Source organism: Aeoliella mucimassa (assembly GCF_007748035.1).
GTDB lineage: Bacteria > Planctomycetota > Planctomycetia > Pirellulales > Lacipirellulaceae > Aeoliella > Aeoliella mucimassa.
Window position 1 is genome coordinate 689,252 of the sequence record NZ_CP036278.1, and the last position, 13,041, is coordinate 702,292.

12 protein-coding genes and 1 pseudogene are annotated in these 13,041 nt (G+C 59.2%); 1 reads left to right on the forward strand and 12 read right to left on the reverse strand.

Annotated features, from left to right (window positions below; genetic code table 11):
- Positions 1-489: 489 nt before the first annotated feature.
- Positions 490-1,323, forward strand: a complete 834-nt coding sequence (locus tag Pan181_RS02810) for a hypothetical protein (protein WP_145245385.1) — start codon at positions 490-492, stop codon at positions 1,321-1,323.
- Positions 1,324-1,346: 23 nt separating this feature from the next.
- On the opposite strand, the gene Pan181_RS02815 is transcribed toward Pan181_RS02810, so the two are convergent.
- From Pan181_RS02815 to ubiE, 12 genes and pseudogenes are all read right to left on the reverse strand, one after another.
- Entirely contained in the window at positions 1,347-2,153 is an 807-nt protein-coding gene (locus Pan181_RS02815) for a sensor histidine kinase (protein ID WP_145245386.1), read from the reverse strand.
- Between the two features lie 224 nt (positions 2,154-2,377).
- Complete coding sequence (locus Pan181_RS02820; RefSeq protein WP_145245387.1) at positions 2,378-3,121, reverse strand: hypothetical protein; 744 nt, start codon at positions 3,119-3,121, stop codon at positions 2,378-2,380.
- Between the two features lie 102 nt (positions 3,122-3,223).
- Positions 3,224-4,369, reverse strand: a complete 1,146-nt coding sequence (mqnE, locus tag Pan181_RS02825) for an aminofutalosine synthase MqnE (RefSeq protein ID WP_145245388.1) — start codon at positions 4,367-4,369, stop codon at positions 3,224-3,226.
- Positions 4,370-4,949: 580 nt separating this feature from the next.
- Positions 4,950-5,321: a hypothetical protein gene (locus Pan181_RS02830; protein ID WP_145245389.1), complete on the reverse strand. Its 372-nt coding sequence runs from the start codon at positions 5,319-5,321 to the stop codon at positions 4,950-4,952.
- Positions 5,322-5,575: 254 nt separating this feature from the next.
- Positions 5,576-6,324: pseudogene (locus tag Pan181_RS02835) on the reverse strand (IS5 family transposase).
- Between the two features lie 263 nt (positions 6,325-6,587).
- Positions 6,588-6,767, reverse strand: a complete 180-nt coding sequence (locus Pan181_RS02840; protein ID WP_145245391.1) for a hypothetical protein — start codon at positions 6,765-6,767, stop codon at positions 6,588-6,590.
- Positions 6,768-6,912: 145 nt separating this feature from the next.
- On the reverse strand, positions 6,913-7,773 hold the full coding sequence (locus Pan181_RS02845) for an SGNH/GDSL hydrolase family protein (RefSeq protein WP_145245392.1): 861 nt from the start codon (positions 7,771-7,773) through the stop codon (positions 6,913-6,915).
- 233 nt (positions 7,774-8,006) lie between these two features.
- Positions 8,007-8,417, reverse strand: a complete 411-nt coding sequence (locus tag Pan181_RS02850; RefSeq protein ID WP_145245393.1) for a helix-turn-helix domain-containing protein — start codon at positions 8,415-8,417, stop codon at positions 8,007-8,009.
- A 434-nt stretch (positions 8,418-8,851) separates the two neighbouring features.
- Positions 8,852-9,904 (reverse strand): UbiA-like polyprenyltransferase, encoded by a 1,053-nt coding sequence (locus Pan181_RS02855; RefSeq protein WP_231943734.1) that lies wholly within the window; start codon positions 9,902-9,904, stop codon positions 8,852-8,854.
- 233 nt (positions 9,905-10,137) lie between these two features.
- Complete coding sequence (locus Pan181_RS02860) at positions 10,138-11,409, reverse strand: IS4 family transposase (RefSeq protein ID WP_145245135.1); 1,272 nt, start codon at positions 11,407-11,409, stop codon at positions 10,138-10,140.
- 154 nt (positions 11,410-11,563) lie between these two features.
- Positions 11,564-12,244, reverse strand: a complete 681-nt coding sequence (locus Pan181_RS02865; RefSeq protein ID WP_145245395.1) for a UbiX family flavin prenyltransferase — start codon at positions 12,242-12,244, stop codon at positions 11,564-11,566.
- The gene (gene ubiE / locus Pan181_RS02870; protein WP_145245396.1) at positions 12,241-13,011 is read right to left on the reverse strand and encodes a bifunctional demethylmenaquinone methyltransferase/2-methoxy-6-polyprenyl-1,4-benzoquinol methylase UbiE; all 771 of its coding nucleotides are present in this window, start codon (positions 13,009-13,011) and stop codon (positions 12,241-12,243) included. The genes Pan181_RS02865 and ubiE overlap by 4 nt, the downstream gene beginning before the upstream one ends.
- Between the last annotated feature and the right edge of the window lie 30 nt (positions 13,012-13,041).

The window sequence follows — 13,041 nt, forward strand, 5'->3', positions numbered from 1 at the left end:
CTTGGCATCATGCTGCGCATGTGTGAAGCGGTGTTTTGGTAGTTGAAGTAACACGGTTTGCCCCACCGATTAATTGCGTAACTTTGTGTGCTGGCTGGAAGATTGGGTATCTTCCCCCCGGGCCAGACGCTCAGTTGCTTGCAAAGAAAGCTAGCGTGCCCCGCAGGTTCGCGAATGCGAAAACTGCTGCTCCACCCACTTTGCCCCCGGTTAGGGGTCCCCTAATCGGTACCGCCCGCAAGACCGACGGGGTTCAGAAAAGGCCACTATTCGTCTAGCTGATCGCTGTCGACTAATGATTTGTCAGGCCGCAGCCGTCGGGCGAATACGGGACCAGAGTGCTAGCACTCCCGCGACTGCTCTTGCCAGCGGGTGGGATATTCGCGACCATCCCCCGCGCTACTGTATAGCCAAGAAATAAAGGGCGGCATCCGTGCCGCGGGCTTGTTAACCTTCCGTGCAAGGTCTCCAGCACTCTGGTCTCCTGATATGCGTGTTTCGTTCGTTACCCTGTCAACTATTTCGCTGGGCATCTTGCTGCTAGCAGGTTGCCAGGGATTGCCTTCGAACGAACCTGCCTGGATCGCGACCGAGCCGGTGATGGTTGCCCCGAACGGGCCGGTGATCGTTTCGCCCACGCCGACCATGGCGCAGCCTGCTGGAGTGCCTGGGTTTCCTGAGCCGATGGCCAACGCGCCGACCGTGTTCGCAGGCCCCACGCCCAACAGCGGTACAGCCATCGCCCCGCAGCTTGGTCTGCCTGCGTCGGAAACGGTGAGCTCCGCATTGCCGAACCCCATGAAAGTGCCGGTAAACAATCACGACTACGCCTGGGATCAGGTGGTCGACGTCGTGGCCGACTACTTTCCGATCGCGTACGAGCAACGCGTACACATCGACCAGCAGCTCTGGACCGAAGGCCGCGTTGAGACGCCCTATCAGGTCGGAGCCACGTTGTTCGAGCCGCACCGGAAGGATAGCGTCGGTTCGTTCAATAAATGGCAAAGCACGCTGCAAACCATTCGTCGCAGGGCGGTGGTTCGTGTGGTGCCTGAACCCGATGGCTACCTAATCGACTTGCAGGTGGTCCGTGAGCTGGAAGACTTGCCGCAGCCCGAGCGGGCGACCGCCGGCGCTGCTTCGCTGCGTAACGACAGCTCGCTACCTTCAGCTGCCCGGGCGCCGGTGAGCCGCACGAAATGGTCGTCGGTGTGGATTCCGCTGGGACGCGATACTCCGCTCGAGCAGAAGATGCTCGCAGAGATTCGCGACCGCCTGGCCGATGTGCCGCGCGGTACGATGTCGGTCACGCCAACCCAGTAACACGTGCGTGCTCTTGGAGGTAACTACACCCCGAGGGCGACCACTGGTTGCGAGGTGGGATTCGAGGCTGCTTCCGATGCCACTGGCAACCGCAGCGTGAACGCGGTTCCGCGTCCCACGGTGCTGGCAACGCGAATCCGCCCGCCATGGGCTTCTACGATCTCTCGGCAGGCAGCCAGTCCCAGACCGGCTCCACCTTTGCCCGACTCGTCGGGACCGCGCTTCGTGCTGAAGCCACGTTCGAAGATCTTTGGTAAGCTCGCCGCGTCGATGCCGCTGCCGGTGTCGCGCACGGTGAGTTCCACAAGCGGAGCCTCCGGTTCGTGCGACAGTTTGATCAGCACCTGCCCTCCGTTCGGCATCGCCTGACGGGCGTTGGTGAGCAGGTTGAGCAGCACCTGCTGAATCTGATTGCCGATCACCATGGCCTTCGGCACTTCGGCAAACTCGCGTTGCACTGCGACTCGGTACTTCGACAGTTCGCGTTCGAGCAGCACCAGCGTTTCGTCGATCAGCTCGGAGAGGTTCGTCGGAGCCGGATCGTTCGATCGGTTCCGCGCCAAACCGAGCACGCTGTTGGTGATCTTATTCGCCCGCTCGGCCGCGCCCATGATCTTCTCGAGCGCTTTGGTGCGGGTTGGTTCGTCTTTGTGACGCAGCCCCAGCTTGGCGTAGTTCAGGATGGTGGTCAGCACGTTGTTGAACTCGTGAGTCGTGGTACTGGCAAGTTCACCGAGCGCGGCCATGCTCTGCGACTCACGCAGCTCCTCTTGCAGTAGTTTGACTTGCTGCTGGAGTTCACTGGCGGTTACCGAATCGCCGCTGTGCATTGCATTCTCCACTTTCACTTTTTTACGACCCGGGTCGTATCCTTAAACTTCACTTCGTCGCCGACGGTTCGCCTAGCTTTCCTGGCCTTAGTCTGTCGCCAAGATTACCTGACAGGTCGGGCTTCGCTTGTTTTTTCGCTGTCGAACAAGCCCCTACAACAACCTATCGTCGGTGCCGTGGGGCGAACTCAAGGACATCGCGGCAGAATCCAATCCGCGCTACGTTACACGTCCTGATGTAGCCGAGTGGCCAGGTGATCAATTTGTCCTTTGAGGTTTGCCATCAACAGCGTAGGGCTTGCGCCGCGTGCTAGTTCGCCGTAGAACACGCTCGAGCCGCCTGCTTGCCGGGCGATGATCGCCTCGGCGGTGCGCCCGACTTCGGCCAGGTCCTGTTCGATGTCGATCAGCCGCCGAGTTGCCAGCCGGCTGTTGTTCCACAAACTTGTCAGCACGCGTATCAGTCCGGCGATCAACAGGGCCTGACCTGCCAGGGCGACACCGACGCCCCATTGCCAGAACCCGTTGTCCTCGCCGAACAGTCCCATGCCCATCAGGCCGACACCGCCGGCTACTAGGCCGAGACCGACCGACACCGCGAACCAGGCGAACCACTGCATGCGGTAGTCGGCTGGTCGCTTCATCAGTTTCTTGCGACGAGTCGACTTGGTCGACGGATAGTTACGCTTCGATTGGTCGGTGCTGGGCACCGCAGTCATGTCGAGCCAGTGAATCGCGTCGTCGCTGGCAGTGCGTTTGCCCGCTGCTAGCGGCGTACGCAGCGAGCGGCCGATGTGGCGCATCCGTCGCTCCGAGTGCCAGTCGTCCGACGCCTCGGCTACCAACACCGGCTCGGCCACCTTGCTAGCGGTGCGAGCACTCGCATGACCACAACGAGGGCAAGCACCGGGCACGCCCCCTTCGGTCGATATCGCTGGTACGTCCTGACCACATTGCTGGCACCACATAGTCGCGCAATCCTTCGCGTCGGAGTCGATAGGGAATCTCACTTAGGCTATCGACCCACCGGCCTGCGAAACTTTGACGATTCTGCGGGCTGGGTAGCACTGCTAGGCGTTCGCGGTAATCGCTTGCCCGGTTTGCCAACCTTCGCTGCTTCGCTCCACGCGATGGTACAAGGTGTCGCGCTCAATCGGGTCGCGGCCCGCCTCGCGGATCACCTGTTCGATATCCCCGACGGACATCACCTCGGGAGTGGTCGCCCCCGCGTCGTGATAGATCAGCTCGTGACGCACGGTGCCATCGATGTCGTCGGCTCCGTAGGCCAGGGCCACCTGGGCGGTGCCGATGCCGAGCATGATCCAGTACGCCTTGAGGTGGGGGAAGTTGTCGAGCATCAATCGGCTCACCGCCATCGTGCGGAGATCGACCAGCGCCGACGGGCGCTTGATGTTTCGCTCGGCACCCAGCTTGGTGTTCTCGGGATGAAATGCTAGCGGGATGAACGTCTGGAAGCCGCCGGTCTCGTCCTGCAGCTCGCGCAGGCGAATCAAATGGTCGATGCGATGGTACGGCTGCTCGATGTGACCATACAGCATGGTGCTGTTGGTCTTTAGCCCCAGCTCATGGGCGGTGCGATGCGTCTCGAACCATCGCCGGCTGTCGGCTTTGTGTTCGCAGATGTGGTTCCGCACTTCAGGGTGGAAGATCTCGGCACCGCCGCCCGGCATGCTCCCCAGTCCCGCTTCCATCATGTCCTCAAGCACCCAGCGAACGTCTTTCTTCGTCAGCCGGCAGAACCAGTCGATCTCAACCGGCGTCCACGCTTTCAGGTGCAGCGTGGGGTAAGCCGTATGCAGCACCTCGACCACCCGGCGGTACCAATCGTACTTGGCCTGGTGATGCAGACCGCCGACGACGTGCATCTCGGTGCAGCCGTTGTCGATGGCTTCCTGCCCGCGGGCGAGCACCTGCTCGTCGTTCATCCAGTAGCCCTTGGCCTCGCGCAGGTCGCTACGGAACGCACAGAACGTGCAGCGGTACACGCAGATGTTCGTGGGATTGATGTGCGTGTTGATGTTGTAGTAGGCCGCGTTGCCGTTCTTCCGCTCACGCACCAGATTGGCCAGCTCGCCCAGCTCGGGCAGCGGCACCTCGGGCGATTCGAGCACCAGCCCGTCGTCGGCGGAAAGCCGCTCGCCGGCTTCCACTTTTTCGCGAATCGGTTTCAGCAGGGGGGAAGTCGTTTGAAGCATGGCAGTTTGTGAAGTTCGGTGTTTCGCCGCGAGCCGCCATCGCGGCGTCGGGCTGATTCAGCAGCGTATCTCGTCGCAACTCGACGCCCATTTCCACCGCCGCTGCAGGTTCCCCCCCTCGCGAGTAGGGGGCAAGCGTGTGCGGCAAATGGGGGCAGCGGATCGGTTGGTCGAGATAGTTTCCCACCGAATAGATTCCCAGCTCTGGGAAACACGATTCGATGGGTAAATTCTTACGCGGCTCTCGTTCGAAGTAAGTCGTGTACTGTTAAGCGTTTACGCGGATGGGTGTCGACGCAAGTCAAAATTCAATTTTCCCACGTGGGAATCTATTTTCGCGGGTTCGTATTATAGCCGCCAGGTCCACTTTGGCGCATCCCGTCCCCTGGGCGGGACGCGACGGACCGGGGAGCCGAAGGATTGGTGTACAAATAGTCATGCAGCTATTAGACCAAACCAGCGGCCATTTTCAAGAAAAATCTGGCCCGCTGAGGCAACTGTTTCGGGAACACTAATCTCCGCTGATCGACGCTAATCGCCGGTGCGGCGGGGGGGAGGTTGGCGGAGCAGACTAACCTCGCTAGTTGATGGTTACGTCGTATAGGAGTTCTAAGTTCCCTTGGCACACAGGGCAGTGGTACTCGTCTTGCTGATTGCGGAAGATCGGCCAGCGTCCGTCTAGCGTGGGATGCTCCAGCGAGATGAGGCTTCCGCTGTTTTGGCAATAATGGCACGAGAGCGATTCGAGTGGTCGGTGACCGGGCCAGGTGTCGATCGTGAGCCAATCGTCTTCGCCGAATGGCCACACGTATTCCCCCAAGATGGCAGAATTTTCCGATTGCTCGGAAGGGTCGCTGAAATCGCGGATCGGGCCAGGGAGCGCCCGATAGGTAGTGACTCCTTGGTGAACGACTTCGCCCGCACTTGGTTTTCTCAATTCCAGCCAATGCATGGTACCACAGTCGATGCAGACAAGCCGGTTCGTGTGGCCACTGACATCCCAGTAAGTGTACTGGCCGATTTCAAACACCAACGGACAACTTGAGCAGCGAAAGGCCTGCATGGGAGCACCACGAAAAGAAGCTGTCGAGTGAACTAGATTCCAAACGGACTGCATTGTAACACGATAATCCGTTCCGTCGGCAGATCGCAGCGACTGGCGAGTTCGGACGTAGTACGGTTGGGAACACTAGGTCGTGTTGACATTCATGCCAAGCTGATCATGAGTGACGCCAGGCAGAGGAATCCATCGTAGTTTCGATCAGTTTTATCGTATCGTGTAGCGACCCTACGGTAGTGTTTTAACCGGTTGAAGAACCGCTCCACGACATTTCGGAGTTTATAGCGTGTGCGATCGTACCTTTTCTGTCGAAACCCACGGCGAGTCGGAATCACCGGCTTCGCGCCTTGGCGACGAATCTGATCGCGAAACCAATGGCAATCATACCCTTTGTCGGCGACGACGTATTCGGGAGTTAGTCCTTCCAGCAGCGTTTCTGCTTGGTGCATGTCGTGTCGGTTGCCACCCGTCAAAGTCAGACGAACCGGGCGGCCATCGCCCGTTACCGCGGCGTGGACTTTCGTTCCCCAACCTCCGCGCGAGCGGCCCATGGCTTCGCCACCGAGCCCCCTTTTACGCCCGCTGCGTGTTGATGGGCTCGGACCGTTGTCGAGTCGAGTAGCAAGTGCTCCAAGTCGGGCTCTTCGCCCAGAGTCTCCAAGACTTGCCGCCAGACGCCACGCTTGCACCATCGATTGAAACGCTGAAATACCGAATTCCAAGGGCCAAAGCGAGTGGGAAGATCGCGCCACGGCGCGCCTGTGCGGGCGATCCACAACACCGCGTTCACGAACCGACGATTGCTCGCCGCGGTTCGACCGGGATCGCCGGATTTGCCAGGCAAATGGCCTCGAATCTTCAACCATTGTTCGTCTGTCAGTTCGTGCCGTCGCATCTATTCGCTCCTCCATGAGCAGGTAGGGGACGACACCGTGATACCATTTCGACAAAATCTACGCTACATAAATGTCAACACGACCTAATCTTCGCTGATCGACGCTAATCGCTGTCGCGGCGGGGGTATTGGGCGGTGCCCCATGAGTCTCTGCGGACTCGGCGTCTCTGCGTGAGAATGTAGTTGGGAGCAAACGCGGTTTGAGGGGAATGCGAATCTCCGCCAATCACTGGTGCGAGAGTTTGGTTCTGCAGCCGCTCGCGTTAGAACTCAAAGCCACCTTGGTAGGTGGGGGAGCGGCGTTTTTGTTCGCGGGGTTTCTCGCCCCGGCCGCTGATGGCTTTGGTGAGGGCGCCGTCCCATACGTTCAGCCGATTCCACGAGCACCCCGCTTGCGAGGTGGCGAATGCCAGCATCAGGCCGAGGATCAGGAGTTTTCGCATGGGGTGCCTTGCCGCGTAGGAGTACAGGTGCGAGAGAGTAGCGATTGCGGCGAACTGGCACAATGCCAACCTGTCGCAGCAAAAACGCCGTGTTTGCGGCAGTGCTCTGGAGTCGGCGGTGCGGACCCTGCCAACCCACGCGGAATCATGGCTCCGGGTACGCAGGAGCGATCAGCTGCCAGACGCAGTGGGCCATGCGTTGATGCCCCGCCTGGGAGAGGTGAATGGTATCGAGGGTCGCATCGCTGCCCGCCAGGATCGAGAGGAACACCCGCTTCGGGACAAGCTTTACCTGGTGCTTGGCTGCTAGCTGGCGTTGGATCCGCCCGTACTCGTGATAGAACGGCGGCAGCGGCAGCTCTAGCATCATCACCTGGCGATCGTCGGCTGCCAGGCTGGCGAGCAAGGCATCGAGCGTCGTGGCAAACTTGGCCGGCGACGTGGAACCGAGGATATCGTTGCCGCCGATTTCGACGACGACCACCGGAGCCGAAATCGGATGCTCCGCGACCCGTTTGGTGGCCGACTCAGCGGTCTCGCCAACGTGCGAAATGTCCTGCACGTCGAGTCGGTGCTCGCGAGCCAGCACTGCCGGCCAGGTTTCGGCGGTCTCGTCGCTGCCGACGCCAGCGGTCACCGAGTCGCCGATGATGGCGATCGCTCGCGAGCCGACCGGGTGGAGCGTCGGTGTCAGGTGATAAGGCAACTCGATGGCGATGGCCACCAACCAAACGATTGCCATCGCCCATCGGATCGGGCGCTGCCAGGTCGGTTTCCAGCGACTGGCCATCCAACCCATCGTGATCAGTCCTGCAATGGCGTAGAACCAGTAGGGGAGCGGAGTCGAGGAGATCGCAATGGCCATCAGCCCCAGCACCCCGCACAGCACCGTGACACGACGCACCCTCGGACGCTTGGCCCCCGATGTCCCCACCGCGAGCAACAGTAACGCGACACCGGAGAAGAACGCATGACCGCTGGCGATGTGATAGACGAGAGGATTCATGTGGGCCGAGGCGAAGGAGGAGGTAGCCCTCTCAGTTCAGCCCCGGGGTTCACCGGTTTTAGGATTTGTCTTGGAGAATAGACCAGTACGAGGTAAGATGAAGCGAAGCACGTGGGTTTGGACCCCACTTCCATGGGCTTTGGACGCTCACATGTTCGGTTGCAGCCGAACATGCCGTGGAAAACAGTTCTAAATTGCTGTGCTTCTTACTTCATCAGCTAATCCAACCTTGTCTAGTAAGTGACCTGAGCCATGGCACCAAGTGCCTCTTGATTGCTCATAATATTGTTGGGGCGATGCGACTCAATTGCAGCTTCTAATCTCTTGATTAATTCAGTGGGGTCATAGCAATTAGACCTTCCTTTGCGGAAGACTCGCTTGATGATCCCCTTTTTTTCGAGCGTGGAGAGCCTGGCACGTAGCTGGCTTACACTCAGTCCCATTTCTTCTGCTAGCTTGCTGACTGATGGAAATGGAAGATTCTCATCCCACTTTCGGGCCATGATATGGACTAACAGCATGGCCTCAGTTGGCGTGATTCCCAGTTGAGCGTAGTGTCGGAGAAAACTCATCGGAACTGCAGAGAACCCAGCCGCGGCAATCTGTGGTGACCATCTGTTGCTAATTGAAAATTGATCATTCATGGTGAGTGCATTGAACTCGCAAAAAAGTGGATCGTCAACCCTATAAACAGGAATATATACATTGTATCTATTAAACAATTGATTTCCGGCGGGGTGTGTTATTGATTTCCGGCGGGGATGTCTTCTTGGAATCCGGCGGGGTTTTAGGGTTTAGTGTTATTGTTTTTCGGCGTAGTAACCTGTGGTTTCAGGTGATGGTTTTGCGAACTGTATTCGGTGTCGCGCATGTAGAAACGGCTTCTTAGTACTGATAACTCACTGCAGAATGCAAAGCCCGTGAGAGAGAGGGTATCACCTGTCAGGGAACCAGGAGGTTGCAATTGCTGGGCTAATTGCAGGCCACATTGACCTTAACGTGATAGCCGTACCGTCATTGCGTAACGAGAAACAGTGATTTCACCGGGATGAATCCCGGGGCTATGAAACGATGATCTCTAAACCACGAGCAAGTCAACACAAGTGACCACCAGCAGGCCGATGCTGATGATCGCGTTCACGTGGAAGAAGGCCAGGTTCACGCGGGCGAGGTCGTTGGGTTTGACGAGCCAGTGTTCGTAGATCAACAGCAGCGCGACCGCGGCGATGCCGGTGAAGTAGACCGTGCCGAGCGGTGGGTAAACCGTCGGCAGCGCGGCGAGCAGCAGCACGGTGCCAGCGTGGCAACCGGCCGCGAGTCGCAAAGCCCCGTGCAGGCCGAGCCTCACGGGAACGCTATGCAACTTGGCGGTGCGATCGAACTCGAAGTCCTGGCAGGCGTACAGGATGTCGAATCCTGCGACCCACAATAGCACCGCACCGCCAAGTGTGAGCGGGGCGATTAAATCGCTGGGGGATTGCAGTACCACTTCGCCGCGAATGGCGATCCACGCGGCCACGGGGCTCATGGCGAGCGCCGCACCCAGCCAAAAATGGGCGAGCGACGTAAAGCGTTTGGCCAGGCTGTAGCCGCACAGCCACAGCAGCACGGGCACGCTCAGGTAAAGCGGTAAGCGGTTGGGCAGGAACAGCAACGTCGAGGCGATGAAACCAACCACGCACACCACGGCAAACGTGGTGACCTGGGCGACGCTCAAGATGCCCGCCGGCAAGTGCCGCCCCGCGGTGCGAGGATTGCCGGCGTCGATTTTGCGGTCGACCAACCGGTTGAACGCCATGGCCGCGCTGCGGGCAAACACCATGCACAGCAAGATGCCGAGGAGTTCTTGCCAGCGGATGGATTCGAAGAGGCCTTGGGTTCTTTCTAGTGCTGTCGCTCCTTGCAGAAATTCATCATCTGAAGTCACCTTAGCGTTTCCAATGGGGAAACGCATCGAGTATCTTCCAAATACGATATGAGTGCTGTAATTCGGCTCTCTGGCAATCGATGGATACTGGCTAACTGCTCGCAGCCACCACGCCATCACCGCACTCATCATGGCAAAGGGCAGCGCGAACAGCGTGTGGCTGAAGCGGATGAGCGACAGGAGGTGGGCGAATGTCTTAAACAAGTTTGAGCCTTAAGGTTTTCCAATGCGGATTGCGGCCGGGCAACGGATTGCTTCGCTTGTGTGTGCCACTGGCTTTGCCCATTACTGTCCGGAGTTCGGTTCTTTGCATTCCGGGAGTGTTGCGCGGCGTCTTATGATTGCATGGATTGGCTTACGCGATCAAGACTCGCCGCCTTTTTCCTTTCACATTGCGCAGGCGGCAGCGTGAGAATCGCGGCCGAGTGGCAGCGTCTCTAAGTCGATTGCTGTTTCTTTTTCTCGCTCCGCCGCGCGGCCGACTGCCGGGCCAGTTCGTTCTGACGTTCTCGCTCGCGGAGGATCGGCAGGATCTCTTCCAGGGTTGCCGCCCCGCGGCCGACCTGTCCCATTAGGGCGAACAGGTACTTGCTCGGTCGATAACCGGTGTGCAGGTACATCAGCAACACGGCAATGACCGCCACGTAGAAGTGCGTTTGCACCCCTTCGCTTGCGTGGCTGATCAAGTGTCCGAAGTTCGCAGAGCTCTTCAGCCACCGAAAGAACAGTTCTACTTGCCAACGATAGCGATACAGCATGGCAATCACGTGCGCCGGTACATCGAGCAGGTTGGTGATCAACCGCAGTTGCGACGGTTTTCCCTTTTCTTCGCAAGCGACGATGACTTCGCGAAGCTGCACTCGGGGAACTCGATGTCGGCTCGGATTCGAAGACTTGAAATGTCCCACTCCATCGCTGAGCACGCCGGCCGCTTTGTCTTTTTCGGTGAGTTCGCGACTTTTCACTTCCCGCAGCGTGGGCGAATTGCCCCCCGCTGGGCGATAACGAGCCACGAAGTGCGATTGCAACGCGTGTGTGTCGTCGTAGTGCGCTGCCAAGAGCGCGAAACTCATGAAGCCGCGGTCGTACAGATAGATACGACCGGGCTGCAACCGTTCGATGGCTGAATCGGCCTCGCTCTGGCCAGGGGATGGAATGACGATTGCCTCGGGAAGCCACGTGCTCACCGGCAAATGGACATCCACCCGCGCTCGATGCTTCTTCGCCCCATGATTGTTCGTATTGCACATGGCCCAGGCGACTTCGGCCACGGCCGGGAGAAACGTGCCATCGACGGCCACGGTCTGCTGGAGCAGTTCGTCGAGATCGTCGTCACCTATCGATTGCCGTTTTGACTTGCGGGCAAGTTGCCGGCGGAGGGCATCGAGAATCGGCTGCAATCGCTCGGGGTCGGCCAGTTGATTGAAGTCTGAGAGCGTACTTCTAGTGATCTTGCGAATCGAAAGGTGTTTCTGAGCCTGTACCGTTTGGCTGAAATCTTCGATGGTTCGCAAACTGCGGATGGTGGGATTGAAGAACGCCAGCAGGTAGGCTACGAACACGTCATCGAGAAATAACTTGCGATTACCGTGGGCGTCTTCCGAGCGGAGTTGTTTGAGAAACTTCTCCAAAAGCCGGACATACTTCCCCCCAATGACCTGCTCGGGCCACACTGGTAGCTCGTCTTTAGCAACTCGCTGGGAAGGCATGGACTATGTCGTACCACACCACTCCCCACCGCGCAAGTTCAGAATCGGTTAAGATTAATTCCGGACAGTAATGGGCGGAGCCAGTGGCACCCGGGGGTGTTCCGATCGCTTGGCGATTCATTCCGCCATCAGCAATCCGAACTCTGCATTCCATTCATTCGCTGCCCCAGCGTTTGGTGAGTCCGTTGTCGACCTCCAGTTGGTCGAGAATGCGGGCGACGATGAAGTCGACCAGATCCTTGACCGTCTCGACGCCTTGATAGAAGCCGGGCGAGGCGGGCAGCACGATGGCACCGGCCTCGGTCGCGCGGCGCATGTTGTCGATCGCTGGCAGCGACAGGGGCGTTTCGCGGGGCATCAGCACCAGCCGGCGGCGCTCCTTCAGGTGTACTTCAGCCGCGCGTTGAATCAAATTGCCCGCCATGCCGGCCGCGATGGCACTGAGCGTGGTGCCCGAGCAGGGGCAGACGACCATGCCGCCGGTGAGGAACGAGCCGCTGGCCATGGGGGCCATAAAATTGCGGTAGTGATAGTAGTGCAACTTACCCCGGCGGACGAGTCCGCTGCCGAGTACGTTGGAGTCGCCGGTCGAGACTTCGGTGAGTTCGGCCAGCGTGTTGCCGCCCGTTGAGCGTCCGGCGCCAAGTAGCAGCGTGTCGGCGGTGAAGTCGTCGAGGTCGATGTGCAGTTCGAGTTCCTGGCGAATCACTTCGCGCCCCGAGGGACTGATCGACAGGTGTACGTCGCGCCCCGCGGACAGCAGCACCTCGACCAGTCGCACCGCATAGGCCGCGCCGCTGGCGCCGGTGATTCCAACTACGATGGGTCTATTCATATCGATTCGCCCTGATCCGCAACGCCCGATTCCTTCGCTGTTTTCGTACCTACATACAATGTAGCGATGCCGAAAGTCATGGGAAAGAAACGTACGTTACTCAGGCCTGCGGCTTGCATCCGTGCGGCCAGGGCTTCGTACTGAAGGAACTCGCCGACGCTCTCTGGCAAGTACTCGTAAGCGGCCGAGTTGTTACGCATCAGCAGTTGCCCAATGCGAGGCAGCACGTTGCGGAAGTACCAGCCGTACATCGCTTTGAGCGGCTGACGCCTGGGCGTGGTAAACTCGAGCACCGCGACCTGCCCGCCCGGTTTGCAAACGCGCACCATCTCGGCGAGTCCTTGGTCGGTGTCGGCGACATTCCGCAAGCCGAACGCGACCGACACGATCTGGAATGTATCGCTCTCAAGCGGCAAGTGTTGGGTGTCGGCTTCGATGAAGTCGATGCGACTGGTGCTATCGACGCCTTGGCTCTTCGACTCGCCGAGTTCGAGCATCTCGTGGCAAAAGTCGGTTGCCACGATCGGCACCTGCTTGCCGCTCGCCCGATCGAAGGCAAACGCCAGGTCGCCGGTGCCGGTGCAGACATCGAGAATCGGCCCCGCGGTGGGCTGCGGGCGGAGCTTCCGCACGGTGCGCCACCGCCAGTAGCGGTCGACGTTCATGCTGAGCAGGTGATTCAGGAAGTCGTACCGCGGGGCGATTTCGCCAAACATCCGGCGAACGCGAGCGGAGGACTTATCGACAGGAGTAGCGAGGTCGGGCATAGGGCGGATAATACTTGCGAATCACGACCG

Coding starts and splice junctions, on each gene's coding strand:
- Pan181_RS02810 (WP_145245385.1), top strand. CDS start 490: ATGCGTGTTTCGTTCGTTACCCTGTCAACTATTTCGCTGGGCATCTTG.
- Pan181_RS02815 (WP_145245386.1), bottom strand. CDS start 2,153: ATGCACAGCGGCGATTCGGTAACCGCCAGTGAACTCCAGCAGCAAGTC.
- Pan181_RS02820 (WP_145245387.1), bottom strand. CDS start 3,121: ATGTGGTGCCAGCAATGTGGTCAGGACGTACCAGCGATATCGACCGAA.
- mqnE (WP_145245388.1), bottom strand. CDS start 4,369: ATGCTTCAAACGACTTCCCCCCTGCTGAAACCGATTCGCGAAAAAGTG.
- Pan181_RS02830 (WP_145245389.1), bottom strand. CDS start 5,321: ATGCATTGGCTGGAATTGAGAAAACCAAGTGCGGGCGAAGTCGTTCAC.
- Pan181_RS02840 (WP_145245391.1), bottom strand. CDS start 6,767: ATGCGAAAACTCCTGATCCTCGGCCTGATGCTGGCATTCGCCACCTCG.
- Pan181_RS02845 (WP_145245392.1), bottom strand. CDS start 7,773: ATGAATCCTCTCGTCTATCACATCGCCAGCGGTCATGCGTTCTTCTCC.
- Pan181_RS02850 (WP_145245393.1), bottom strand. CDS start 8,417: ATGAATGATCAATTTTCAATTAGCAACAGATGGTCACCACAGATTGCC.
- Pan181_RS02860 (WP_145245135.1), bottom strand. CDS start 11,409: ATGCCTTCCCAGCGAGTTGCTAAAGACGAGCTACCAGTGTGGCCCGAG.
- Pan181_RS02865 (WP_145245395.1), bottom strand. CDS start 12,244: ATGAATAGACCCATCGTAGTTGGAATCACCGGCGCCAGCGGCGCGGCC.
- ubiE (WP_145245396.1), bottom strand. CDS start 13,011: ATGCCCGACCTCGCTACTCCTGTCGATAAGTCCTCCGCTCGCGTTCGC.